Raw genomic sequence first — 23,653 nt, forward strand, 5'->3', positions numbered from 1 at the left:
CCCGTAAAATATGCTTTTCCCCCGACCTTAGCGAAACGCGGGCGGAGGTCACCCCCCAAACGCCCTCTTTTGAGTCATGAAATCCGCCGTTGTGGGGCGGGGGCCGCAGCATTGCATGTCGAGTTGCGCAGATCGTCCGCCCTAATCCTTGCAGGGCGTTGACGCCCCCGCGCCCCTTGCCTAGAGAGAAGGCGCTTCAACGGAAGGTGCGAAATATGGCAAACCCGGACGCCCCGAAATCCTTTCAGGAAATCATCCTGCGCCTGATGAGCTATTGGGCCTCGAAAGGCTGCGCGGTGATGCAGCCTTATGACATGGAAGTGGGGGCAGGCACCTTCCACCCGGCGACGACGCTGCGCGCGCTCGGCTCCAAGCCGTGGGCGGCTGCCTACGTCCAGCCGTCGCGCCGTCCGACCGATGGCCGCTATGGCGAGAACCCGAACCGCCTGCAGCACTACTATCAGTATCAGGTGCTGATCAAACCGAGCCCGCCGGACCTGCAGGAGCTGTATCTCGGCTCGCTCCGCGCGATCGGGATCGACACCGAACTGCACGATATCCGCTTCGTGGAAGACGACTGGGAAAGCCCGACGCTCGGCGCGTGGGGGCTTGGCTGGGAGGTCTGGTGCGACGGTATGGAAGTCAGCCAGTTCACCTATTTCCAGCAGGTCGGCGGCCATGACTGCAAGCCGGTCTCGGGCGAGCTGACCTACGGGCTCGAGCGTCTGGCGATGTATGTGCTGGGCATCGATCACGTGATGGACATGCCCTATAACGACCCCTCGGCCCCGATCGCGTTGAAATACGGCGACGTGTTCCGCCAGACCGAGCAGGAATATTCGCGCTGGAATTTCGACGTGGCAGATACCGAGACGCTGCTGCGCCATTTCGAGGATGCCGAGGCCGAATGCGAACGTATCCTCGCCTCGCCCGAGGCGGACGATGCGGGCCGCAAGATCATCATGGCGCATCCCGCATACGATCAGTGCATCAAGGCGTCGCATCTCTTTAACCTTCTGGATGCGCGCGGCGTGATCTCGGTCACCGAGCGTCAGGCCTATATCGGTCGCGTCCGTGCGCTGGCCAAGGCCTGCGCCGACGCTTTCGTGCAGACCGAAGCGGGCGGGGCCTCGCAGAGTGAAGCCAACGAGGCTGTCGCGTGAATGGTAAGCTCATCGGAGGCGGCATCGTGGTAATCGCGCTCGTCTTCGGCGCGGTGGTCTATTATTCGCAGGAATACGGCTATTACGACGAGATCGCGCCGGGCTCCGACGCGGCGAAAGTCTCGCTGATGGAGCTGGACGGCACGACGCAGGACCAGCTGCAGGCCGAAGGCTACAAAGGGATCGACGCGGACAGCTCGCCCCTGCGCTACCGGGCCTGCTTCGACACCGATCTGTCGATTGCAACGGCGACCGAGACCTATGAGGTCTACGACCGACCGACCCCGCTGATCGGCCCGAAATGGTTCGACTGCTATGATGCGAAAACCATCGGCGCGGACCTCGAGGCAGGCCGCGCGGTGGCCTTCCTGTCGCAACACAATATCCACCCCGGCGTTGACCGCGTCGTGGCTCTTTATCCCGATGGCCGGGCCTATGTCTGGCACCAACTGAACGACGAAGCGGAGAAATGACATGCCCGATCTTCTGATTGAACTGTTCTCCGAAGAAATCCCCGCGCGGATGCAGCCGAAGGCCCGCGAGGATCTGAAGAAACTGATCACCGATGGCGTGGTCGAGGCGGGTCTGACCTATGCCTCCGCCGGCGCTTTCTCGACCCCGCGCCGCCTGACGCTGACCGTCGAGGGACTGACCGCCAACTCGCCGACGCTGCGCGAAGAGCGCAAGGGTCCGCGCACCGACGCGCCCGAGAAGGCGATCGAGGGCTTCCTGCGCTCGACCGGGCTGAGCATGGATCAGCTCGAGGCGCGCGACGACAAGAAGGGGCAGGTCTATTTCGCCGTGATCGAAAAGCCGGGCCGCCCCGCGACCGAGATCGTGGCCGAGGTGCTGGAGAAGACGATCCGCAACTTCCCGTGGCCGAAATCGATGCGCTGGGGCGAGGGCTCGCTGCGCTGGGTCCGCCCGCTGCATTCGATCCTCGCGATCCTGACCGACGAGGCCGGCGCGACCGTCGTGCCGCTCGACGTGGACGGCATTAAGGCGGGCGACACCACGCGCGGTCACCGCTTCATGGCGCCCGACGTGCTTCAGGTCTCGGGCTATGAGAGCTACGCCAAGCAGTTGAAGGCCGCCAAGGTCATGCTCGACCCCAATGAGCGCGCCGAGGCGATCGACCACGATGCCGCGCAGATGGCCTTCGCGAAGGGCTGGGAAGTGGTGCCGGACAAGGGCCTTCTGGCCGAGGTCTCGGGCCTCGTCGAATGGCCCGTCACGCTGATGGGCGAGATCGACGGCGAATTCCTCGACCTGCCGCCCGAGGTGCTGCAGACCTCGATGAAAGAGCATCAGAAATTCTTCTCGGTGAAGAACCCCAAGACCGGCCGGATCGAGGGGTTCGTGACCGTCGCCAACCGCGAGACCGCCGATCACGGCGCGACCATTCTCGCGGGCAACCAGAAGGTGCTCTCGGCGCGTCTGTCGGATGCCAAGTTCTTCTGGGAAAACGATCTGCGCACCGTTCAGGCCCACGGGCTCGAAGGGATGGGCGCGGGGCTCGACGCCGTGACCTTCCACAACAAGCTGGGCTCGCAGGGCGACCGTATCCGCCGCATCGAAAACCTCGCGCGCGAAATCGCGCCGCTGGTTGGCGCGAAGCCGGACCTCGCCGCCGAGGCCGCCCGCGTCGCCAAATCCGATCTGCGCTCGGAAATGGTCTATGAATTCCCCGAGCTACAGGGCGTGATGGGCCGCTACTACGCGCAAAAGGCGGGACTGTCGGACGCCGTCGCCGATGCCTGCCGCGACCACTACGCTCCGCTGGGCCCGTCCGATGCTGTGCCGTCCGAGCCCGTCTCGGTTGCGGTCGCCTTGGCCGACAAGATCGACACGCTGACCGGCTTCTGGGCGATCGACGAGAAACCCACGGGGAGCAAAGACCCCTTCGCACTGCGTCGCGCGGCGCTGGGCGTGATCCGGTTGGTGCTGGCGAATGATCTGCGAATTGAGGTTTCCAAAACGATCCGTGTCGGTCTCGCGCTGAACGCCGCAGTTGACACCGTGACTACCCGAGACGACCTCCTCTCCTTCTTCCACGACCGCCTCAAGGTTCACCTGCGCGATGCGGGCATCCGTCACGACGTGATCGACGCCGTGCTCGCCATGCCGGGCAGCGACGATCTCACCCTCGTGGTCAAACGCGCCGAGGCGCTGTCGGACTTCTTCAAGACCGACGATGGCGAGAACCTGATCCAGGGCTTCAAGCGCGCGAATAACATTCTCACGCAGGCCGAGGAAAAGGATGGGGTGGAATACAGCTTCGGCGCCGATCCGAAATTCGCGGAAACCGACGAGGAAAAAGCCCTCTTTGCCGCGCTCGACGCCGCCGAGGCCAAGATCGCCCCGGCGATGGCAGACGAAGATTTCGCCGCCGCGATGTCCGCGATGGCGGACCTGCGTGCGCCGATCGACGCCTTCTTTGAAGCGGTGCAGATCAACGCCGACAACCCGATCCTGCGGCGCAACCGTCTGAACCTGCTTTCACGCATCCGGCAGATCTGTCTCGATGTGGCCGACCTCACCAAGATCGAAGGCTGATCCTTCCTCTTGGTGTAAATATCCCCGCCGGAGGCGCCCCCACGGCGCCTCCTGTCGCAAGGCCGAAACAGGGCGGGCCAGTGACGCCACGTCTTCTGTCCGAATGTCACACTTGCGAGGGCGGGGAATCAGCCTATCCTGCGTCGAGATAGAAGGCGCGCTGCAATGCAGAAACCCGTTGAAAACGCTGATTTTGTGACCCTTACGCCCACGGCGTCGGTCGATAAGGCGCGCCACGGCTGGCGCGCGAAATGCCTTCAACGGCTGATCCGGCTCGACCTTCCCGTCCCGAAAACCGTCGCTCTGCCCGCCGAAACCGTGCGCGCGATCGCGTCGGGACAGGTTTTCGACATGGCCGCGATCGCGGATTGCTTCGGGCCGCAGATGCTGGTCTCGGTGCGACCGAGCCCGGAAAATCCCGAATGGGGCGGGCCGGGCACGGTGCTCAATGTCGGCATGAATGACGACATGCATGCGGTGCTGTCGAACACGCATGGCAGCGAGGCCGCCGACGCGCTCTATCTGCGCTTCGTGCAGCTCTACTCGCTCCATGTGGCGCGGCTCGATCCGGACATGTTCCAGCAAGAGCCCGGGCCGGGCGCGCTGGAAGCCGCGCTCGACGCCTATGAAGAGGAAACCGACGAGCGGTTCCCGCAATCGGGCGCCCAGCAGCTGGCCGAGGTGTTGCGTTCCATGGCGCGGGCCTGGGAGGGCACGACGGCGCGGCTCCTGCGGCAGGCCAAGGGCGCGCCGCCCGATGCGGTGCTGGGGCTTCTGGTGCAGGAGATGGCGCTGGGGATCGGGCCGGGCCTGTCGGGCTCGGGCACGATGCAATTCGTCGATAGCGTAACCGGCGCGCCGCAGATCACCGGGCGGTTCCGCGGCCAGAGCCAGGGCCGCACCAGCGCGGTCGAGACGCTTTATCTCACGCGCGACCCGCGCGGGGCCTCGCTCGAAGAGGCGGATGGCCGCGTCTTCGACACGTTGAAGGATTACGGCGCGCGCTGCCGGGTGAAGCTGCGCGAAGAGATGCAGATCGAGTTCACCATCGAGAGCGGCAAGGTCCATGTGATCGACGCGGTGCGGGTGCCGCGCTCGTCGCGGGCTGCCGTGCGCATCGCGGTGGCGCTGGCCAATGACGATGTTATCTCTCGCGAGGATGCGCTGCTCCGCGTCGAGCCGCGCGCGATCACCGAACTTCTGCACTATCAGGTCGATCCGCGTGCGCCCCGCGACGTGCTGGCGCGCGGGATCGCGGCCTCTCCGGGGGCGGCCACCGGCAAGATCGTGTTCTCGGCCGCCGCCGCGCAGGCCTCTGCCGCGCGCGACGAGCCCTGTATTCTCGTGCGCCGCGAAACCTCGCCCGAGGATATCCGCGGGATGCATGCCGCCGTCGCCGTGCTGACCGAACGCGGCGGGATGACCTCCCACGCGGCGGTGATCGCGCGCGGTCTGGGCCTGCCCTGCATCGTCGGCGCCGAGATCGAGATCAACAGCCGCGAGCGCCAGTTCCGCGGCCCCAAGGGACGGCTCTTCCGCGAGGGCGACACGATCACGCTCGACGGGACCAATGGCGAGGTGCTGGTGGGGACGGCGGAGATGCTCGCGCCCGCGCTGGATGACGGGTTCCGCACGCTTCTGAGCTGGGCCGATCTGGTGCGCGATATCGGCATCCGCGCCAATGCCGACACGCCGGAGGACGCGCGCACCGCGCTGATGTTCGAGGCCGACGGGATCGGGTTGTGCCGGACCGAGCATATGTTCTTCGACGAAGACCGTCTGACGGTGATGCGCGAGATGATCTTCGCCGACGGGCCGGAAGATCGCCGCGCCGCCCTCGACCGCTTGCTGCCGATGCAGCGGGACGATTTCGGCGCGCTGTTCGAGCTGATGAAGGGCGAGCCGGTCTGCATCCGTCTCTTCGACCCACCGCTGCACGAATTCCTGCCGCATGACCGCGAGGGGATGCGCGAGTTGGCCGAGGCGCTGGACCGTCCGCTGTCCGAGGTCACGCGCCGGGTGGAGGCCCTGTCCGAGTTCAACCCGATGCTGGGGATGCGCGGCGTGCGCTTGGGCGTGACCGTGCCCGAGATCTACGACATGCAGGCCCGCGCGATCTTCGAGGCCACCGTGGAGGCGCTCCGCCGGGGCGCCGAGGTGGTGCCCGAGATCATGATCCCGCTCGTCTCCGCCTCGCGCGAGGTGGAGATCGTGAAAACTCGGGTCGATGCGGTCGCCGCCGCCGTGCGCACCGAGACCAAGGAAGATTTCACCTACCGCCTCGGCGTGATGGTGGAGACGCCCCGTGCGGCCCTGCGCGCCGGTGAGATCGCCGAACACGCGGCCTTCCTGTCCTTCGGGACCAATGACCTTACTCAGATGACCTACGGGCTCTCACGCGACGATGCGGGGCGCTTCATGTCGACCTATGTGAACCAGCAGGTCTATAGCGAAGACCCGTTCCATATCCTCGACGTCGAAGGGGTAGGGGAGTTGCTGCTGATCGGGGCCGCGCGCGGACGCTCCGCCCGGCCCGATGTCACGATCTCGGTCTGCGGCGAACATGGCGGAAATCCCGAATCAATCGCCTTCTGCCGGGCGGCGGGATTCGATTATGTCTCCTGTTCGCCTTTCCGGGTGCCGGTCGCTCGTCTCGCCGCTGCCCATTTCGCACTCCTTGCGCCGCGTGGACGATCCTTTCCCTAGAGGTAAGGTCACAGAGGCGAAAATTTGGCCGTTTTTCTCAAATACCATTGGCAAATCTTCGCGCGTCGCGATATGCGATTCGACAGGGACATAGCACGCAAATCACCGTGCATTTTGGCAAGATTCCGCCGTGACTCCGTAGGGGGTCGCGCATTTTTTCGTGAAAACCTAGACATGGATAGCTCGCTCGGGTAAGCGATGCGCCGTCGCGGCTCAATGGGGGGTGCGCGGCGATTGACCTTATCGGAAGAAAACCATGTCACTGCTGAAAAGCTGGACGGGGGGTGCTGCCATCCTCCTCGCCCTCGCCGGAGGCTTGCGTGCCGAAGTCACGGTAAGCCAGTCGAACGACCCCACTGAGGTCGCCGAACAAGGACTGATGTCGGTCCTGTGGACGGAGCGCTCCGCGATGAGCGCGATCGACAAACGACGCGTCACCGCGCTCACCATGGCGCCAGAACGCTCGAAAAAACACGCGACTCTGCCGGAAGTCCTTTCGGCCAAGTGGCTGGCCGCGCAACCCGCTGCCAAGGGTGGCGAGCAGTTCCAATGCCTCTCGCAGGCGCTTTACTTCGAAGCGCGTGGCGAAGGCGTGAAAGGCCAGCAGGCCGTCGCCGAGGTCATCCTGAACCGTGTCGACGATCCGCGCTTCCCCGGTTCGATCTGCGGCGTTGTCCATCAGGGCAATTCGCGCGCCTGCCAGTTCAGCTGGTATTGCGACGGTCGCTCCGACACCGTCCGCAACAAGGGGGCCTACGCCGAAGTCGCGAAAGTCGCCCGGGCGATGATCGATGGCGCGCCGCGCTCGCTGACCGATGGGGCGACCTACTTCCACACGCGCGCCGTGCGCCCGAGCTGGTCGCGCCGCTTCGCGAAAACCGCGTCGATCGGCCATCACATCTTCTACGCCAACCCGGTGCGCACCGCCTCGAACTGAGGCCGCGCTTTCAGGGGCCCGCGTCGCGGGCGGGCGATGAAATGACGGTTGAGGGTGGGCTTCGGTCCGCCCTTTTTCTATGCTCGACATGACTGAAAAATTCCCGAGGCGCGCATGAGTTCCGATATTTCCCTCGCCTTCTCGCATCCCGAAGCGCGGGCGGCGGCCTCTGCGCCGACCGACCCCCGGGATCGCATCTCGCTGCGCGACCATGTGGTGGAGGCCGATATCGGTGCCTTCCAGCAGGAGCGCGGACATACGCAGCGCCTGCAATTCAACGTGGTGGTGGAGGTGCGGCCCACGCCGGAGCCGCTCGAGGACGACGTGGATCGCATCCTCTCCTATGACCGGATCACCGAGGCGATCGCGGCGGAATTGGCCGAAGAGCGGGTGAACCTGCTGGAGACGCTCGCGGCCGGCGTGGCAGAGCGTATCCTCGCCAGCCCGCAAGCGATGCGCGTCTTCGTACGGATCGAAAAGCTCGACCGCGGCCCCGGCGCGCTCGGCGTCGAGATCGTGCGCTCCCGTGCCTCCGTCCCGGTCAAAAGCGTGGACGAGAGCGGGGTGGAGGAAAGCCTGCACCCGGTCGTCGCCTATCTGTCGAACGCGGCCATCGACGCGCCGGACCTTTCGGCGCGGCTCGATGTGCTGCAGGAGACGGGCCATCCGGTGATCCTCGCCGTGGGGCTGCCCGACGGCGCCGTGCCTGAAAGCGGGCAGGGGCCCACGCAGCGCCGCATCGACCTTCTCGCGATCGAGCAGAACGCATGGCGGCTCGCGGCCCGCGATCCGCGCTGCGTTGTGGTGGCGACCCGCACCGAGATCGACTGGGCGATGCGCCATGGTCAGATGGTCGTCTGGGCGCCCTCAAAGATCGTGCTGGACGCGACCGACGGCCCGAAAAGCCCCGCGCGCGACGCGATGGCGCTGGCGCTGTGGCTGGCCGAGCAGATGGCCGCGACACGTCTGGAAGTTCACGGGACTGTTTCAGCCCCGGCAGGAAGCCGCGTGCCGGTCGAGACGCGCCCGCTCTGAACGGCTTGAACTCTCGGGCGCAATCGGGTGAATGGTGCGCATGGAGAAGCTCTATTATCGACCCGTCGCCCGAACCGACTCCGCCCGCCCCGACACAGCCCTGACCCTCGCGGGGGGCTGGTGCTGGTTCGATGAGATGGAGATTCTGCGCCGCGATGGCGAGCCCGAGATCATCCCCGCAGCCCATCTTCCCGAAGAGGTGATGGAGCGGCTGTGCGCCCCGCGAACGCCGGTCGCCGGGATCACGCTCGATGCGCCCCGGATCATGGGCATCCTGAACGTCACGCCTGACAGCTTCTCCGATGGCGGGCGCTTCGACGTCGAGGACGCCGCGATCGAGCGCGCCGTCGCGCTGCGCAAGATGGGTGCCGACATTCTCGATATCGGCGGCGAGTCGACGCGTCCCGGCGCCACGGAGGTCGAAGAGGACGAAGAGATCGCCCGCACCGCGCCCGTGATCGCGGCGCTGCGCGATGCCGATTTCGACGCGCCGATTTCCATCGATACCCGCAAGTCGCTGGTCGCCGATCAGGCGCTGGAGGCGGGGGCCGCGATGCTCAACGATGTCTCCGCGATGGAATTCGATCCGGCCATGGTCGAGGTGGCGCAGGTCTCCGGCGCACCGATCTGCCTGATGCATGCGCAGGGGCTGCCCGAGACGATGCAGGACGATCCGCGCTACACGGATGTGCTGCTCGACGTCTACGACTATCTCGAAGACCGCATCGCGCTGGCCGAGGATTACGGCATTGCGCGCGAGGCGATCATCGCCGATCCGGGTATCGGTTTCGGCAAGACCGCGCAGCACAATCTCGCCCTGATCCGCGGTCTCAGCCTGTTTCACGGGCTGGGCTGCCCGGTGCTGCTCGGCGTGTCGCGCAAACGCTTCATCGGGGCCGTGGGCGGCGCCGAGGAGGCCGATAGCCGCGCCCCCGGCACTTTGGCCGTGACGCTCGCCGGGCTCGATCAGGGCATTCAAATTCACCGCGTCCACGATGTGGCCGAGATCGCCCAAGGCATCCGGCTCTGGGACGCGATCAAAAGAGGTTTCGAGGAATGAGCAGGAAGCTTTTTGGCACCGATGGCGTCCGCGGCGAGGCCAATTCCGGCAACATGACCGCTGAGATGGCGCTGAAACTGGGCGCTGCGGCGGGCCGCTATTTCCGGCAGGACGACTCACGCGGCCACCGCGTGGTGATCGGCAAGGACACCCGGCTCTCGGGCTATATGTTCGAGAATGCGCTGACCGCGGGTCTGACCTCGACGGGGATGAACGTGCTGCTGCTCGGCCCGGTGCCCACGCCCGCCGTGGGCTACCTGACCCGCTCGATGCGCGCGGATATGGGGATCATGATCTCCGCCAGCCACAACCCGGCCAAGGATAACGGGATCAAGTTCTTCGGTCCCGACGGGTTCAAGCTCAGCGACGAGGCCGAGACCGAGATCGAGGCGATGCTGGACACCGATATCCGTCTCGCGCGCCCCGAGAATATCGGCCGCGCCAAGCGGATCGACGACGGTTTGGGGCGCTATGTCGAATATGCCAAGACCACCTTCCCGAAGCTGCGTAAGCCCGACTTGAAGGTGGTCGTCGATTGCGCCAATGGGGCGGCCTATCGTGCGGCGCCGGCGGTTCTGTGGGAGCTTGGCTGCGAAGTGATCCCGGTCGGCGTTTCGCCCGACGGGCGCAACATCAACGACGGCTGCGGCTCGACCCATGTCAGCACCTGCGCCGAGGCCGTGGTGGCGCATGGCGCCGATCTCGGGATCTCGCTCGACGGCGACGCGGACCGGGTGATGATCATCGACGAGACCGGCCATGTGGCCGATGGCGATCAGATCATGGCGCTGTTTGCGAAACGCTGGGCTGAATCCGGTCAGCTTTCGGGCGGCGCGCTGGTGGCGACCGTGATGTCCAATCTGGGGCTGGAGCGTTTCCTTGAGGCCGAGGGGCTGCGGCTCGAGCGCACCAAGGTCGGCGACCGCTACGTGGTCGAGCGGATGCGCGAAGGGGGCTTCAACTTGGGCGGCGAGCAATCGGGTCATATCGTCATGACCGATTACGCCACGACCGGCGACGGCCTGATGGCGGGGCTGCAATTCCTCGCAGCGATGGTCGAGACCGGGCTGCGCGCCTCCGACCTCGTGCGGCAATTCGAGACTGTGCCGCAAATGTTGAAAAATGTAAGGTATCAGGCGGGACAGGAGCCTCTGAGCGCCGATAATGTTGCAAAAGCGATATTGGACGCGGAGACCCGTCTGAACGGTCAGGGCCGTCTGCTGATCCGCAAATCCGGCACCGAGCCGCTGATCCGCGTGATGGCGGAATGCGAGGACGAGGGGCTGCTGGAAGCGACCGTCGACAGCATCGTCGCCGCCGTCGAGGCCGAAACCGCGTAAGGGGGGGCGCTGCCCAGCCGCCGTAGGGCGACAATCACCGGAGAATGAGGGGGCTCTGCCCCCGGCCTGCGGCCGTCCCCGGGATATTTTGAAAGAGCGAAGCAGGGGGCCGCGCGCCCCCTTTTTTCTTACCCGCCGAAGAGGTCCAGCCCCAGCCAGATCAGGGCGACCGCTTCGAACACGGTCCAGAGCACGCCGACCCAGCGCCAGAATGTCGGTCCCGCCTCCGCGCGCCAGACCGAGCGGGTCAGACCGATCAGCACCGCGATCCGGTAAACGCCGGCGGCCACGGCGAAGCTTCCGAAGAACGCACCAAGATGGCCCGGCGAGATCAGCGCGGTGAACAGCGCCAGGATCACGATCAACGGCACCACCACCAGCGCGGGCCCGTAATTGCCCGCCCAGAACGTGTCCCCCGGCGCGAGCCGTCCGGCGAAGAGATCGCCGAACCATTTCGGGGTGAAGAATTTTGCGCGCTCCTCGAAGATCGCTTCGAGTTCCTCGTGGTCGGGTTCGGCCATCTGCTTCCCTTTCAATTCGCGGAACTGTGACAAGAAACCCGTAGCCCCGCAAGGCGACGCGCTGCCGCGGTCAGCGTCTGGAGTGACCAAAACGTGACTGAACTTCAAGGCCTTCCGCGGCTTTGGAGCAATGGAGGGGCGATATTTACCGGAGGTGCGTCATGGACCAATCATCCATTTTTCCCACATCAGATTTCTGGCCGCTCGCGATCGGCTTCCTATCGCTCTCGATCAACTATTTCGTCCAGGGCGGCGCGGCCGTCGCGAACGGCCCGAGCTGGTCCGGCGACCCGCTGGCGCAGGAGCGAACCTTGGGTCTCTGGGGTATCTTCCTTGGCGGGTTCGGCCAGCTTCTGACCGGCATCTACCTGATGATCGGCCTGACATGGTTTCCGGTCTTCGCCAATGCCGCGCCGCTCTACATGGCGGCTGTCGCCTTTTCGCTCTACGGCATCCACTGGTTCGTCATCGGCCTGCGTCGCTACACCCATTCCGATCCCGGGCCCGAGGCGTGGATGGCGATCCCGCTGTTCGGGTTGAGCGCGATGGGCACGATCTCGTTCTGGGGCAATGGCGACATTCCCGCTGCGATCCTCTTCATCGGCCTGATGCTGATTTATCTCGCCGAATTCGGCGCGCGTTGGACCAATAGCGAGACGGCGGAAAAGGCGGGCGGCGTGTTCCAGCTGCTGACCGGCGTGTGGCTCTTCTACCTCGCCTGGGGCGTGACGATGAACATGGCCAACGGCGCCAGCTACTGGGTGTAACCCCCGCAAAAAAGAACCCCCGGCGCATAGGCCGGGGGTCCTATCTCGTCGCTGTCGTGCAGATCAGTTGCGCGACTTGTCGACCATCTTGCCCTTGGAGATCCAGGGCATCATGGCGCGCAGCTTCTCGCCGACTTGCTCGATTTCGTGCTCGTCGTTGATGCGACGGGTCGCCTTGAAGAAGGGCTGGCCGACCGCGTTTTCCTGCATGAAATCACGCACGAATTTGCCGGTCTGGATGTCGGTGAGGACGTCCTTCATGCGCTTCTTGGTTTCCTCGTAGGGGAGGATGCGCGGACCCGAGACATACTCGCCGTATTCGGCGGTGTTCGAGATCGAGTAGTTCATGTTCGCGATGCCGCCTTCATAGATCAGGTCGACGATCAGCTTCACTTCGTGGAGGCACTCGAAATAGGCCATTTCCGGCTCGTAACCGGCTTCCACGAGGGTCTCGAAGCCCATGCGGATCAGCTCGACGAGGCCGCCGCAGAGAACCGCTTGCTCGCCGAACAGGTCGGTTTCGCATTCCTGACGGAAGTTGGTCTCGATGATGCCCGAGCGGCCGCCACCGATGGCCGAGCAGTAGCTCAGCGCGATGTCCTGCGCCTTGCCGGTCGCGTCGTTTTCGACCGCGAAGAGGCAGGGCACGCCGCCGCCCTTGGTGTATTCGCCACGCACGGTGTGACCCGGGCCTTTCGGCGCCATCATGATCACGTCGATGCCGGGCTTCGGCTCGATCAGGCCGAAATGCACGTTCAGGCCGTGGGCGAACGCGATCGCCGAGCCGTCTTTCAGGTTGTCATGGACGTACTTCTTGTAGGTCTCGGCCTGAAGTTCGTCGGGCATGGTGAACATGATCACGTCACACCAGGCAGCCGCTTCCGCGATACCCATCACCTGCAGGCCTTCGGCTTCGGCTTTCGCTTTCGAGGGCGAGCCGTCGCGCAGCGCAACGGCCACGTTCTTCGCACCCGAGTCGCGCAGGTTCAGCGCGTGGGCGTGGCCCTGCGAGCCGTAGCCGAGAATGGCGACTTTCTTGTCCTTGATCAGGTTCACATCGCAATCGCGATCATAATAGACGCGCATGGCGTTCCTCCTTCTTGTCTGAGGGTGAGAATAGAAGGTTCTGCGCGAATGTGCGTTCAGAAGTTGAGTGTATCCGCTATAGAGGATAAAAGTCATTCGCGTTTTTGGATAAAATCGGAAAAATCATGCAGATCGACGATACCGACCGGCGGATATTGCGTCAGATGATGGCGGAGCCGGGTCTCCCCTCGGCCGAGCTGGCCGAGCGCGCAGGCGTCACACCCGCAACCTGTTGGCGCCGGATCGAGAAGCTGCGCGAAGGCGGCGTGATCCGTGGCGAAGAGGCGCTGATCGACTGGCACGCGCTCGGCTGGGCGGTCGAGGTGTCCCTGCGCTTCACCTTGGATAAGACCAACCCGCGCGCCTTCGACGAATTCACCGCCGCCGCGCGAGAGGTTCCGGAAGTCATTGAAATCCAAAGCTTCCTCGGCTCCACAGATATGCGCCTGCAGGTCATCGCCCGCGATATGGCGCATTATCAGGAGATCTACCGCAACCGCATTCTGACCCTGCCGCATATCGCCGAACTCGACGCCCTGATGCTGATCTCGACGATCAAATCCAGTGCGGAGCTGCCGATATGAGCCTCGATCTCGACGATTTCGACCGCCAGCTGCTGCGGGCGCTGAGCCGCGATTCCACGCAGAGCGCGGGCGCGTTGGGGCGCAAGCTCGGGCTCTCTCAGCCCGCGACATGGCGCCGAATCCGCCGGATGCAGGAGGCGGGCGTGATCGCGGGGCGCCGTGTGATCGTCGATCCCGAGGCGCTGGGCTTCGGCGTGACGGTGTTTCTGGGCGTGAAGCTCGCCGCGAAAGGTCGCGTCAGCCTTGAGGATTTCGAACGCGCAGTGACCGCGATCCCGGAGGTGCAGCTTGTGCAGCACGTCCTCGGGCTCTTCGATTACCGGCTGCGCGTCACTGCGCGCGATCTGCCCGATTTCGAACGGGTTTTGCGGCGTCGGATCATGACCTTGCCCGGCGTCGGGCAGGTCGAGGCGAATGTACTGCTCAACGAAGAACGTCGTCCCGGCCCCCTGGGTTGATTCATTGCGGTTGAAAAATTGGGCAAACTGCGCGTGAAATGGGCGCAGCTGCCGTTGTGCCTTGGTCAAAGCCAAATCTGCGCGAGCAAGGCATGGACCGCTCCGTTGGTGCGGTTTTGGATCGGGAGGGAGGGACCCATGTTCGACGCGAAAATTCAGACCAAAGCTGCGGTAGAGATGCAGCGTTCGCGCGGCGTGGCGCGGGCCGCTTTCTCCGGTGCACGGCTGACCGGTCTCCATCAAAGCGGGTCCGCGAAAGCCATTCTGCCGCGCGTTCCGGGCGCGGCAGAAGTTGTTTTTCTGAATACTTCCGGTGGCTTGGCTTCTGGGGACCGGCTTTCCTACAAGACCGATCTGGAAGATGGCGCGAAGCTCGTGGCGACGACCCAAGCCGCCGAGCGCGCCTATCGCGCCGACGGTGATCAGGCGCAGGTCGAGGTGCATCACAACGTAGGGACCGGGTGCCATCTCGATTGGCTGCCGCAGGAGACGATCCTGTTCGATCGCTCGAAACTTGCGCGCGACACGACGATTTCGCTGGCCGCCGATGCTTCCTGCTTGATGCTCGAGGCGGTGGTTCTGGGCCGGATCGCGATGGGTGAGCAGGTGCAGGACTTGCAGTTTTTCGACATGCGCCGGATCGATCGCGCTGGAAAGCCTGTGTTTTTCGAGCCCTTCTTGCTGAATTCCAACATTTTGGCCAAAGGCGCCCGCAGCGCGGTTCTGGGCGAGGCGCGCGCTTTTGCGACGCTCGTCCTGTGTGAGCAAGGTGCGGAAGACGCGGTAGAGCCCGTACGCGCGGTGCTCGATGAGCCGGGCGTCGAGGGCGCGGCTTCGGGGTTCGACGGGAAATGCGTCATTCGCCTGCTCGCGCGGGACGGTTGGCCGATGCGGCGACAAATTATACGACTTTTCAATACGTTGCGACGCGGTGAAGCGGCGCCGCGCGTGTGGCAGATCTGAGGGAATACGATGAACCTGACACCGAGGGAAAAGGACAAGCTGCTGATCAGCGTTGCCGCGATGGTCGCGCGCAGTCGGCTGGAACGCGGCGTGAAGCTCAATCACCCGGAAGCCATTGCAATCATTTCGGATTTCGTCGTCGAGGGGGCCCGCGAAGGCCGCTCTGTCGCCGATCTGATGGAGGCGGGGGCAGGGGTGATCTCAGCCGATCAATGCATGGAGGGTATCCCCGAGATGATCCATTCCATTCAGGTTGAAGCGACCTTCCCGGACGGCACGAAGCTCGTCACCGTCCACCATCCGATCCGCTGAGATAAGTTCAGCTTATACAGACCGACCCGAAATAAGTTTTTCTAATGAAAGGCCGTCCGATGAAACTTGTAGCTGCTCTCGCCGTTCTCGCGCCCACTGCCGCGCTGGCCCATCCCGGCCATAGCGCGGGGAGTACATGGTTCTTCCACGACGGTCCGCTGATCGGGCTGCTCGCGCTCGCAGCGGTCGCCTATGTCGGGCCGGAACTGGCGCGCGCCCTGCGTCGCAACAAGGAGTGAGCCGATGATCCCCGGAGAAATCCTGCCCGCGGCGGGCGAGATCACGCTGAATGAGGGCTGCGAGGCGATCACGCTGATGGTCGCCAATACCGGCGACCGCCCGGTGCAGGTCGGCTCGCATTACCATTTCGCGGAGACCAATCCGGGGTTGGAGTTCGACCGGGACGCCGCGCGCGGTTACCGTCTGGACATCGCGGCCGGAACGGCGGTGCGGTTCGAGCCGGGCCAGAGCCGCGAAGTGCGGCTGGTGCCCTATCGCGGCTCGCGTGAAGTCTATGGATTCAATCAGAAAGTTATGGGGGCGCTCTGATGCCGGCCACGATCTCGCGTAGCACCTATGCCGATATGTTCGGCCCCACCACCGGCGACCGGGTGCGGCTCGCCGATACCGATTTGATCATCGAGGTCGAGCGCGACCTGACCACCTATGGCGAGGAGGTCAAGTTCGGCGGCGGCAAGGTGATCCGCGACGGCATGGGCCAGAGCCAGATTTCCCGTGCGGGCGGCGCGGTCGATACGGTCATCACCAATGCGCTGATCGTGGACCATTCGGGGATCTACAAGGCGGATGTCGGCCTGAAGAGTGGGCAGATCGTGGCGATCGGCAAGGCGGGCAATCCCGACACCCAGCCGAATGTCGACATCATCATCGGGCCGGGGACGGAAGTTATTGCCGCGGAAGGGAAAATCCTGACCGCTGGCGGGTTCGACGCGCATATCCATTTCATCTGCCCGCAGCAGATCGAGGATGCGCTGGCGTCGGGGATGACGACGATGCTGGGCGGCGGCACGGGCCCCGCGCATGGCACGCTGGCCACGACCTGCACGCCGGGGCCTTGGCACATCGCGCGGATGCTGCAGAGCTTCGACGCGCTGCCGGTCAACCTCGCGCTGTCGGGCAAGGGCAATGCCTCGCGCCCCGAGGCGCTGGTCGAGATGGTCGAGGGCGGCGCCTGCGCGCTGAAACTGCACGAGGATTGGGGCACGACGCCGGGCGCGATCGATTGCTGCCTGTCGGTGGCCGACGACATGGACGTGCAGGTGATGATCCACACCGACACGCTCAACGAGAGCGGCTTCGTCGAGAATACGCTCGCCGCGATCAAGGGACGTACGATCCACGCCTTCCACACCGAAGGCGCGGGGGGCGGCCATGCGCCGGACATCCTGAAAGTGGTGAGCGCGCCGAATGTGATCCCGTCTTCGACGAACCCGACGCGGCCTTATACCGGCAACACGATCGAAGAGCATCTCGATATGCTGATGGTGTGTCACCACCTCGACAACAAGGTGCCCGAGGATGTGGCCTTTGCCGAAAGCCGTATCCGGAAAGAGACGATCGCGGCCGAGGATATCCTGCATGACATGGGCGCGATGTCGATCATCAGCTCGGACAGTCAGGCGATGGGGCGTGTGGGCGAGGTGATCATTCGCTGCTGGCAGACGGCGGACAAGATGCGCAAACAGCGCGGGCGTCTGCCGGAAGAGCAGGGCGACAATGACAACGTGCGGGTGAAGCGGTTCATCGCGAAATACACGATCAACCCGGCGATCACTCATGGGATGAGCCAGCATATCGGCTCGATCGAAGTGGGGAAGCGCGCCGATCTGGTGCTGTGGAACCCGGCCTTCTTCGGCGCGAAGCCCGAGATGGTGCTGATCGGGGGCTCGATTGTCTCGGCGCAGATGGGCGATCCGAACGGGTCGATCCCGGCACAGCCTTTCTATACGCGCAACATGTTCGGGGCGCTGGGTGGCGCGCGGCATGCGAGTTCCGTCACCTTCGTCAGTCAGGCGGCGCAGGCCAACGGGCTGGCGGCGAGCCTTGGTCTGCAAAAGCAGACGCTTGCCGTCGAGGGTACGCGCGGCATCGGCAAGGCGCAGATGATCCACAATGCGGCGACGCCTGAGATCGACGTGCATCCCGAGACCTACGAGGTGCGCGCGGATGGCGAATTGCTGACCTGCGCGCCCGCGGAGGTTCTGCCGCTGGCACAGCGATACTTCCTCTTCTGAGGATGGCGTCAGCCGCCCGATACGAGGCGCAGCCCGACGTTGACGGGTCTGTCCCGGACGAGTTCGGGCAGGCGGTTCCGCGTCGGATCATGCGGTCGGGTCTGCAGCGTGCGGGTCACTTTCTCGCGCTGAAAGGCCGGGTCGGAGCGGATTTCGGGCGGCAGCAGGCGCGGCTCCAGCACCTGGCGGCGGCTGGTGACGATCTCCACCTTCGTCCAGCGGCCGAGACAGGGCATGTCTGGCTGGGTAAGATAGGCCTGGCGCAGCTCTGCCTCGCGGCGTTTGAGTTGTGCGATCTGCGCGCGGATCTGGGCCAGCTCGTCCGCGGGAGTGCGCGGTTCGAAGCAATGGTGGAACATTGAAAGACTCCTTTGCTGCAGAGCAGTCTGCGGTCGGAGGTTTGAGAAAGCGTTAAGGGGAGCCGAGAGAATGAGCGATTATCCCAAGGCCGAGAAAGTGGCGCCGAAAGGTGCCTGGCAGGCGGCGGTCGATTATGTGGCGCTGGATTACGAGGGGCGGTTTCTGCGCCGCAAACGGCTGGTTGCGGGCTCGGGCGCGGGATTTCTCGTGGATCTGCCGGAGGTTACGAACCTCACGGGCGGAGAGGCCTTCGTGCTGGAGGACGGGCGGTTCATCGAGGTGCGCCCGGCGCTGGAGCCGGTGCTGGTGGTGACGGGCGATCTGACGCGTCTGGCTTGGCATATCGGCAATCGTCACACGCCCTGCCAGATCGAGGCGGAGCGGCTGGTGATCCGCGCCGATCATGTGCTGGAAGCTATGCTGAAGCAGTTGGGCGCGGAGGTGTCGCCCGCGGTCGAGACCTTCCAACCCGAGGGTGGCGCCTACGGGATGGGGCGCACGATGGGGCATGAGCACGGGCATTCGCATCACCATGGGCATTCCCATGACCACGACCATTCGCACAGCCACGACCACCATCACGACCATGCCTGATCCGACCGCGCCTCTGTCCCTGATGCAATGGCTCTCCCCGGCCTTTCCGACCGGGGCGTTCGCCTATTCGCATGGGCTGGAGCAGGCGGTGGCGGCGGGCGAGATCGGGGATGCGGCGGGGTTCGCGATATGGCTGGGCGATGTGCTGGAGCATGGCGCGGGTTGGTCGGATGCGGTGCTGCTGGCCCGCGGGCTGCGCGGCGGCGATCTCGACGAGCTGGATGCGCTGGGGCGTGCGATGGCAGGCTCGGCCGAGCGGCTGCGCGAAACGGCAGAGCAGGGGGCGGCCTTCACGCTGGCGCAGGCGGGGTTGCGGGGCGTCGAGCTGCCGCCGCGGATCTTGCCGGTCGCACTGGCCGAGGCGGCGCGCGATCTGGACATGCCGGCCGCGCAGGTGATTTCCCTTTTCCAGCATTCTTTCGCGTCGAACCTTGTCTCTGCGGCGATACGGCTTGTTCCTTTGGGGCAAATCGCGGGACAAACGGTTCTGAGCGAGCTGCACGGGAAAATCGCCGAGATCGCGGCACGCGCGGCGCAGGCAGAACTGACGGAGCTGAGCTTCAGCGCCTTTCGCGCCGAGGTCTCGGCCATGAAACACGAGACGCTCGATGTGCGTCTCTTCAAGACTTGAGGTGAGGATATGGGCAACGGACCTTTGCGCGTGGGAATTGGCGGACCGGTGGGCGTGGGCAAGACCACGCTGACCGAGCAGCTGGCGCGGGCCTTGGCCGCGCGCGTGTCGATGGCGGTTGTCACGAACGACATCTATACGCGCGAGGATGCCGAGGCGCTGATGCGCGCGCAGGTGCTGCCGGGCGAACGGATCCGCGGGGTCGAGACGGGGGGCTGCCCGCATACCGCGATCCGCGAGGATGCGTCGATCAACCTTGCGGCCATTGCCGATCTGACCGCGCAACTCCCCGATCTGGAACTGGTGCTGATCGAGAGCGGCGGCGACAATCTGGCCGCGACCTTCTCGCCGGAACTGGCCGATCTGACGATCTATGTGATCGACACGGCGGCGGGGCAGGACATCCCGCGCAAGCGGGGGCCGGGGCTGACCAAGTCCGACCTTCTGGTGGTGAACAAAGTGGACCTCGCACCGCATGTGGGGGTCGATCTGGCGCAGTTGGAGGCGGATACGCAAACCGCGCGCGGGTCGAAGCCCTATGTCATGGCGCGGCTGCGCCAAGGTGCGGGCATCGAGGAGATCGTTGCATTTCTCGAGCGCGAGGGTGGTTTGGCACTGAAACCGATTCCAGCCTGATAACGAAATAGTTGCCCGTTTATTGGGCAAAAAGTCACAATTTGTGCGAAAACTTCGGCAGACCCGCCCATTCGGCGGGTTTTTTGCTGCGTGATGCGGGAATTTTTTGCCGCGTCGCAGCGCGAGGGATTGGATGTCGGAGGCGCTCGGCTGTGCGCCCCTGGTCGGAGGGATGGCCTCGACCGTTACCAATAGTGGAGGTTCGGCACCTGCAGAATGAGCCCATGAAGGGCCGCGCAGGGTCGACGCTAACGAGGGAAATGAAATGATCAATCGGCGTAAACTTATGATGTCTGCGGCTCTGGCCGGGGCCATGTCGATGAGCGGGGGCTTCGCCTTCGCGCAGGAGGACGACAAGATCAAAGTTGGCGTTCTGCACTCGCTGTCGGGCACGATGGCGATCTCGGAAACCACGCTGAAGGACACGGTCCTGATGCTGGTCGAAGAGCAGAACAAGAAAGGCGGCATCAACGGCAAGATGCTCGAGGCGGTCGTGGTCGACCCGGCCTCCGACTGGCCGCTGTTCGCCGAAAAGGCGCGCGAGCTGATCACCGTGGACAAGGTCGACGTGATCTTCGGTTGCTGGACCTCGGTGTCGCGTAAATCGGTTCTGCCGGTCCTCGAGGAACTCAACGGTCTGCTGTTCTACCCGGTGCAGTACGAGGGCGAGGAAAGCTCGCGCAACGTGTTCTACACGGGTGCGGCCCCGAACCAGCAGGCGATCCCGGCGGTGGACTACTTCCTCGAAGAACTTGGCGTCGAGAAATTCGCGCTGCTGGGCACCGACTATGTCTACCCGCGCACCACGAACAACATTCTTGAAGCCTATCTGCAGGACAAGGGCATCGCGAAGGAAGATATCTTCGTGAACTACACGCCCTTCGGTCAGTCGGACTGGTCGAAGATCGTCTCCGACGTGAAGGCGCTGGGCGCGGACGGCAAGAAGGTCGGCGTGATCTCGACGATCAACGGCGACGCGAATATCGGCTTCTACAAAGAGCTCGCAGCGTCGGGCATCACCGCCGAGGACATCCCCGTCGTGGCCTTCTCGGTCGGCGAAGAGGAACTGTCCGGTCTGGGTGAGGCGGATCTCAAGAACCTTGTCGGTCAGTTGGCCGCGTGGAACTACTTCGAGAGCGCCGATACGCCCGAGAACGCGGCCTTCATCAAGCAGTGGCACACCTTCACCGGCGACGACAGCCGCGTGACCAACGACCCGATGGAAGCCACCTATATCGGCTTCAACATGTGGGTGCAGGCGGTCGAGCAGGTCGGCTCCACCAATGTCGACGAAGTCATCGCCGCGATGCCGGGGCAGGAATTCCCGAACCTCACCGGCTCCACCGCGAAGATGCTGCCGAACCACCACCTGACCAAGCCGGTCCTCATCGGCGAGATCATGGAAGACGGTCAGTTCGACATCATCTCGCAGACCGACCCCGTGCCGGGCGACGCCTGGACCGACTTCCTGCCGGAATCGGCGGTGCTCAAGTCGGATTGGCCGGGTCTCGATTGCGGCATGTACAACACCGAGACCGAAACCTGCGTTCAGAAGAAATCGAACTACTGATCGTGTCTTGGCCGGGAGGGGTGCGCCTCTCCCGGCCGTTTCATCCTAAGGGGACGGGATGCGCAAGTTTTTGATCGCGCTCGGGATTGTTCTGGCATTGGCTCTGCCGGGGCTGGCGCAGGACGCGGGCGACGCGCCGCAGGCGGAGGCCACGCAAAGCGAAGCCACGGGGCTGCGCGCCGTTCTTCAGGACTATGCCAAGCAGATCGCCAAGCCGTCGCGCCGCACTGTCGGCCCGGTCATCGAGGCGGTCGCCGGTTCGGGCGAGGGGGCCTCGCGCTTCCTGCAGGCCTGGTCCGACAAGCGCGTCGGGCTGCGCGAAAGCGACGGCGCCTTCTTCATCGTGAAGAAATCCGGCAGCGAATACGAGCTGAGCGATCCGGTCACCGGAGAGCCTGCCGGCACCGCGCCGAAATCCGACATCAAGGAAGTGAAGCCGAATTCCGGTGTGCGGGCCGAGATTGGCGTGGCGCTGGTGCGGTTTCTGCTGAGCGATCCCGATCCGAAGAAACGCCGCGAGGCGCTGACCGCGATCGACCGCAATGGCGAGGCCTCGCATCTGGAGCCGCTGCGCGCGTCGATCCCCGACGAGCCCGATCCCGCGATCAAGGCGCAGAAACAGCGTCTGGAACGCCTGCTGACGATCCGCTTCGGCAAGGATGCCGAGGAGCGCGTCGCGGCGATCGACAGTTTCGGGGCCGATCTGGGGCTGGATTTCCGCGCCACGCTGAACCCGCTGGTGGCGACGACCCGCAAGGTGTTCGAGGGCGCGCCCGAGGGCAATGTCGCGGAGACGCTCAAGCCGGGTCGCGATATCCCGGAGGATGAGGCCTATGAGATGCTGGTAAGCGCCGATTTGGCGCCCGCGCGGATATCGGCCTCTCAGATGCAGCAGACTTTGGCCGCGCATGTCGAGAACGGTCAGGTGGGCGGGCTGCCGCTGGCCGCGATGGCCGATCCGGTCAAGCGCGAGGAGGCCTATGCGACGCTGGCCGCTGCCGGCGAGGTGCCAACACGTCTGACCGATGCAGAGGCTGAGAAACTCGTCGCCGATCACCAATACGCCGATATCTATGCCGAGCCAGACCCGGAGGTGACCACCGCCGCCGAGGCCGCGCTGACCCGGGTGAGCCGCACGGTGGCGGGGATGCAGACGGTCGATCTCGGCCTCGATGCGCTCTCGCTGGCCTCGATCTATTTCCTCGCGGCCATCGGGCTCGCGATCACCTTCGGGGTGATGGGGGTGATCAACATGGCCCATGGCGAGTTCATCACGATGGGCGCCTATACCGGCTATGTGGTGCAGCTTTTCGTGCCGGACTACACGCTGTCGATCCTGATCGCGCTGCCGCTGGCTTTCGCGATCACCTTCGGCGCCGGGGTCGCGATGGAGCGGTTGGTGATCCGGTACCTCTACAAACGCCCGCTCGAGACGTTGCTGGCGACCTTTGGCATTTCGATCGCGCTCCAGCAGCTGTTCAAGAACATCTTCGGCACGCAAGCCCGTCCGCTGACCTCGCCGCCGTGGTTGGAAGGGGCGTGGACGCTCAATGACGTGGTGTCGATCAGCTATATCCGCATCGCAATCTTCGTGCTCGCGCTGATTTTCCTCGCCCTCTACCTCTGGGTGATGCGCAAGACCCGCCTCGGGCTGGAGGTCCGCGCGGTCACGCAGAACCCGTCGATGGCGGCGTCTATGGGCATCAACCCGGATCGCATCAACATGCTCGCCTTCGGGTTTGGGTCTGGCATCGCCGGGATCGCGGGCGTCGCCATCGGGCTTTTCGCGAAAGTCACCTCCGAGATGGGGCAGGACTATATCGTGCAGTCGTTCATGACGGTCGTGGTCGGCGGCGTCGGTTCGATCTTCGGCACGCTGGCGGGCGCCACGCTGATCGGCGTGCTGCAAAAGGGGATCGAATGGCTCAACCCGTCGAATACGCTCGCGGCGCAGACCTACATGATCCTCTTCATCATCATCTTCATCCAGTTCCGCCCGCGCGGCATCATCGCGCTCAAGGGCCGGGCCGCGGGGGATTGAGTATGAGACAGACCGCTTTCCCTTCCAATTGCCTGAAATATCCCGGGGGGTCTGGGGGGCTGGCCCCCCAGCTTGGGC

General features: G+C 64.6%; 24 protein-coding genes. 21 read left to right on the top strand and 3 right to left on the bottom strand.

The window, feature by feature from the left end; genetic code table 11:
• Nucleotides 1-215 precede the first annotated feature (215 nt).
• The 8 genes from ACZ7GB_RS08425 to glmM all read left to right on the top strand — a co-directional run bounded on the left by ACZ7GB_RS08425 (nt 216) and on the right by glmM (nt 10,797).
• Nucleotides 216-1,163, top strand: coding sequence for a glycine--tRNA ligase subunit alpha (locus ACZ7GB_RS08425; RefSeq protein ID WP_078541862.1), 948 nt, complete (start codon nt 216-218; stop codon nt 1,161-1,163).
• Entirely contained in the window at nt 1,160-1,636 is a 477-nt protein-coding gene (locus ACZ7GB_RS08430; RefSeq protein WP_078520276.1) for a DUF6446 family protein, read from the top strand. Before ACZ7GB_RS08425 ends, ACZ7GB_RS08430 begins: the two co-directional genes overlap by 4 nt.
• Nucleotide 1,637: 1 nt before the next feature.
• Nucleotides 1,638-3,719 (top strand): glycine--tRNA ligase subunit beta, encoded by a 2,082-nt coding sequence (gene glyS / locus ACZ7GB_RS08435; RefSeq protein ID WP_472158284.1) that lies wholly within the window; start codon nt 1,638-1,640, stop codon nt 3,717-3,719.
• A 165-nt stretch (nt 3,720-3,884) separates the two neighbouring features.
• Nucleotides 3,885-6,425: a putative PEP-binding protein gene (locus tag ACZ7GB_RS08440; RefSeq protein ID WP_472158285.1), complete on the top strand. Its 2,541-nt coding sequence runs from the start codon at nt 3,885-3,887 to the stop codon at nt 6,423-6,425.
• A gap of 256 nt (nt 6,426-6,681) precedes the next feature.
• Nucleotides 6,682-7,362 (top strand): cell wall hydrolase, encoded by a 681-nt coding sequence (locus tag ACZ7GB_RS08445; RefSeq protein WP_078541858.1) that lies wholly within the window; start codon nt 6,682-6,684, stop codon nt 7,360-7,362.
• 114 nt (nt 7,363-7,476) lie between these two features.
• Nucleotides 7,477-8,397, top strand: a complete 921-nt coding sequence (locus tag ACZ7GB_RS08450; protein WP_078520272.1) for a dihydroneopterin aldolase — start codon at nt 7,477-7,479, stop codon at nt 8,395-8,397.
• A 40-nt stretch (nt 8,398-8,437) separates the two neighbouring features.
• On the top strand, nt 8,438-9,457 hold the full coding sequence (gene folP, locus ACZ7GB_RS08455) for a dihydropteroate synthase (protein WP_472158287.1): 1,020 nt from the start codon (nt 8,438-8,440) through the stop codon (nt 9,455-9,457).
• Nucleotides 9,454-10,797, top strand: a complete 1,344-nt coding sequence (gene glmM / locus ACZ7GB_RS08460) for a phosphoglucosamine mutase (RefSeq protein WP_078548038.1) — start codon at nt 9,454-9,456, stop codon at nt 10,795-10,797. The genes folP and glmM overlap by 4 nt, the downstream gene beginning before the upstream one ends.
• A gap of 128 nt (nt 10,798-10,925) precedes the next feature.
• On the opposite strand, the gene ACZ7GB_RS08465 is transcribed toward glmM, so the two are convergent.
• Complete coding sequence (locus ACZ7GB_RS08465) at nt 10,926-11,318, bottom strand: hypothetical protein (protein WP_472158288.1); 393 nt, start codon at nt 11,316-11,318, stop codon at nt 10,926-10,928.
• A 161-nt stretch (nt 11,319-11,479) separates the two neighbouring features.
• Between ACZ7GB_RS08465 and ACZ7GB_RS08470 the strand changes: the two genes are divergently transcribed.
• Nucleotides 11,480-12,085, top strand: a complete 606-nt coding sequence (locus ACZ7GB_RS08470) for a hypothetical protein (protein WP_078604543.1) — start codon at nt 11,480-11,482, stop codon at nt 12,083-12,085.
• A gap of 63 nt (nt 12,086-12,148) precedes the next feature.
• On the opposite strand, the gene ilvC is transcribed toward ACZ7GB_RS08470, so the two are convergent.
• Nucleotides 12,149-13,267, bottom strand: a complete 1,119-nt coding sequence (gene ilvC / locus ACZ7GB_RS08475) for a ketol-acid reductoisomerase (protein ID WP_472158290.1) — start codon at nt 13,265-13,267, stop codon at nt 12,149-12,151.
• Nucleotides 13,268-13,296: 29 nt separating this feature from the next.
• On the opposite strand from ilvC, the gene ACZ7GB_RS08480 reads away from it, so the two are divergent.
• The 7 genes from ACZ7GB_RS08480 to ureC all read left to right on the top strand — a co-directional run bounded on the left by ACZ7GB_RS08480 (nt 13,297) and on the right by ureC (nt 17,743).
• Nucleotides 13,297-13,755 (top strand): Lrp/AsnC family transcriptional regulator, encoded by a 459-nt coding sequence (locus tag ACZ7GB_RS08480; RefSeq protein WP_078520268.1) that lies wholly within the window; start codon nt 13,297-13,299, stop codon nt 13,753-13,755.
• Nucleotides 13,752-14,213 carry an Lrp/AsnC family transcriptional regulator gene (locus ACZ7GB_RS08485; protein WP_078520267.1) on the top strand — a complete coding sequence of 154 codons (462 nt, stop codon included), beginning with the start codon at nt 13,752-13,754 and terminating at the stop codon, nt 14,211-14,213. Before ACZ7GB_RS08480 ends, ACZ7GB_RS08485 begins: the two co-directional genes overlap by 4 nt.
• A 138-nt stretch (nt 14,214-14,351) precedes the next feature.
• Nucleotides 14,352-15,176 (top strand): urease accessory protein UreD, encoded by an 825-nt coding sequence (locus ACZ7GB_RS08490; RefSeq protein WP_472158292.1) that lies wholly within the window; start codon nt 14,352-14,354, stop codon nt 15,174-15,176.
• A 9-nt stretch (nt 15,177-15,185) separates the two neighbouring features.
• On the top strand, nt 15,186-15,488 hold the full coding sequence (locus tag ACZ7GB_RS08495; protein WP_152844785.1) for an urease subunit gamma: 303 nt from the start codon (nt 15,186-15,188) through the stop codon (nt 15,486-15,488).
• 59 nt (nt 15,489-15,547) lie between these two features.
• Nucleotides 15,548-15,727 carry a hypothetical protein gene (locus ACZ7GB_RS08500; RefSeq protein WP_152844786.1) on the top strand — a complete coding sequence of 60 codons (180 nt, stop codon included), beginning with the start codon at nt 15,548-15,550 and terminating at the stop codon, nt 15,725-15,727.
• A gap of 4 nt (nt 15,728-15,731) precedes the next feature.
• A complete protein-coding gene (locus tag ACZ7GB_RS08505) occupies nt 15,732-16,037 on the top strand; it encodes an urease subunit beta (RefSeq protein WP_078520264.1) in 306 nt (101 codons plus the stop codon).
• Nucleotides 16,037-17,743, top strand: a complete 1,707-nt coding sequence (gene ureC, locus ACZ7GB_RS08510; RefSeq protein WP_472158294.1) for an urease subunit alpha — start codon at nt 16,037-16,039, stop codon at nt 17,741-17,743. Before ACZ7GB_RS08505 ends, ureC begins: the two co-directional genes overlap by 1 nt.
• Nucleotides 17,744-17,751: 8 nt before the next feature.
• On the opposite strand, the gene ACZ7GB_RS08515 is transcribed toward ureC, so the two are convergent.
• Nucleotides 17,752-18,102: a hypothetical protein gene (locus ACZ7GB_RS08515; protein ID WP_472158295.1), complete on the bottom strand. Its 351-nt coding sequence runs from the start codon at nt 18,100-18,102 to the stop codon at nt 17,752-17,754.
• A 70-nt stretch (nt 18,103-18,172) separates the two neighbouring features.
• On the opposite strand from ACZ7GB_RS08515, the gene ureE reads away from it, so the two are divergent.
• From ureE to urtB, 5 genes are all read left to right on the top strand, one after another.
• Nucleotides 18,173-18,697, top strand: coding sequence for an urease accessory protein UreE (gene ureE / locus ACZ7GB_RS08520; protein WP_472158297.1), 525 nt, complete (start codon nt 18,173-18,175; stop codon nt 18,695-18,697).
• Nucleotides 18,648-19,328, top strand: coding sequence for an urease accessory protein UreF (locus tag ACZ7GB_RS08525; RefSeq protein ID WP_472158298.1), 681 nt, complete (start codon nt 18,648-18,650; stop codon nt 19,326-19,328). The genes ureE and ACZ7GB_RS08525 overlap by 50 nt, the downstream gene beginning before the upstream one ends.
• 9 nt (nt 19,329-19,337) lie before the next feature.
• On the top strand, nt 19,338-19,964 hold the full coding sequence (ureG, locus tag ACZ7GB_RS08530) for an urease accessory protein UreG (protein WP_472158299.1): 627 nt from the start codon (nt 19,338-19,340) through the stop codon (nt 19,962-19,964).
• A 265-nt stretch (nt 19,965-20,229) separates the two neighbouring features.
• Entirely contained in the window at nt 20,230-21,534 is a 1,305-nt protein-coding gene (gene urtA / locus ACZ7GB_RS08535; protein ID WP_472158300.1) for an urea ABC transporter substrate-binding protein, read from the top strand.
• 58 nt (nt 21,535-21,592) lie between these two features.
• Nucleotides 21,593-23,575: an urea ABC transporter permease subunit UrtB gene (gene urtB, locus ACZ7GB_RS08540; RefSeq protein WP_472158301.1), complete on the top strand. Its 1,983-nt coding sequence runs from the start codon at nt 21,593-21,595 to the stop codon at nt 23,573-23,575.
• The last annotated feature ends 78 nt before the right edge of the window (nt 23,576-23,653 follow it).

The organism is Thioclava sp. PTB-PU3-1 (assembly GCF_055666785.1).

Bases quoted from the DNA above. Each gene is read 5' to 3' on its own strand.
- ACZ7GB_RS08425 (WP_078541862.1), top strand. From the start codon at position 216: ATGGCAAACCCGGACGCCCCGAAATCCTTTCAGGAAATCATCCTGCGC.
- glyS (WP_472158284.1), top strand. From the start codon at position 1,638: ATGCCCGATCTTCTGATTGAACTGTTCTCCGAAGAAATCCCCGCGCGG.
- ACZ7GB_RS08440 (WP_472158285.1), top strand. From the start codon at position 3,885: ATGCAGAAACCCGTTGAAAACGCTGATTTTGTGACCCTTACGCCCACG.
- ACZ7GB_RS08445 (WP_078541858.1), top strand. From the start codon at position 6,682: ATGTCACTGCTGAAAAGCTGGACGGGGGGTGCTGCCATCCTCCTCGCC.
- ACZ7GB_RS08450 (WP_078520272.1), top strand. From the start codon at position 7,477: ATGAGTTCCGATATTTCCCTCGCCTTCTCGCATCCCGAAGCGCGGGCG.
- folP (WP_472158287.1), top strand. From the start codon at position 8,438: ATGGAGAAGCTCTATTATCGACCCGTCGCCCGAACCGACTCCGCCCGC.
- glmM (WP_078548038.1), top strand. From the start codon at position 9,454: ATGAGCAGGAAGCTTTTTGGCACCGATGGCGTCCGCGGCGAGGCCAAT.
- ACZ7GB_RS08465 (WP_472158288.1), bottom strand. From the start codon at position 11,318: ATGGCCGAACCCGACCACGAGGAACTCGAAGCGATCTTCGAGGAGCGC.
- ACZ7GB_RS08470 (WP_078604543.1), top strand. From the start codon at position 11,480: ATGGACCAATCATCCATTTTTCCCACATCAGATTTCTGGCCGCTCGCG.
- ilvC (WP_472158290.1), bottom strand. From the start codon at position 13,267: ATGACTTTTATCCTCTATAGCGGATACACTCAACTTCTGAACGCACAT.
- ACZ7GB_RS08480 (WP_078520268.1), top strand. From the start codon at position 13,297: ATGCAGATCGACGATACCGACCGGCGGATATTGCGTCAGATGATGGCG.
- ACZ7GB_RS08485 (WP_078520267.1), top strand. From the start codon at position 13,752: ATGAGCCTCGATCTCGACGATTTCGACCGCCAGCTGCTGCGGGCGCTG.
- ACZ7GB_RS08490 (WP_472158292.1), top strand. From the start codon at position 14,352: ATGTTCGACGCGAAAATTCAGACCAAAGCTGCGGTAGAGATGCAGCGT.
- ACZ7GB_RS08495 (WP_152844785.1), top strand. From the start codon at position 15,186: ATGAACCTGACACCGAGGGAAAAGGACAAGCTGCTGATCAGCGTTGCC.
- ACZ7GB_RS08500 (WP_152844786.1), top strand. From the start codon at position 15,548: ATGAAACTTGTAGCTGCTCTCGCCGTTCTCGCGCCCACTGCCGCGCTG.
- ACZ7GB_RS08505 (WP_078520264.1), top strand. From the start codon at position 15,732: ATGATCCCCGGAGAAATCCTGCCCGCGGCGGGCGAGATCACGCTGAAT.
- ureC (WP_472158294.1), top strand. From the start codon at position 16,037: ATGCCGGCCACGATCTCGCGTAGCACCTATGCCGATATGTTCGGCCCC.
- ACZ7GB_RS08515 (WP_472158295.1), bottom strand. From the start codon at position 18,102: ATGTTCCACCATTGCTTCGAACCGCGCACTCCCGCGGACGAGCTGGCC.
- ureE (WP_472158297.1), top strand. From the start codon at position 18,173: ATGAGCGATTATCCCAAGGCCGAGAAAGTGGCGCCGAAAGGTGCCTGG.
- ACZ7GB_RS08525 (WP_472158298.1), top strand. From the start codon at position 18,648: ATGACCACGACCATTCGCACAGCCACGACCACCATCACGACCATGCCT.
- ureG (WP_472158299.1), top strand. From the start codon at position 19,338: ATGGGCAACGGACCTTTGCGCGTGGGAATTGGCGGACCGGTGGGCGTG.
- urtA (WP_472158300.1), top strand. From the start codon at position 20,230: ATGATCAATCGGCGTAAACTTATGATGTCTGCGGCTCTGGCCGGGGCC.
- urtB (WP_472158301.1), top strand. From the start codon at position 21,593: ATGCGCAAGTTTTTGATCGCGCTCGGGATTGTTCTGGCATTGGCTCTG.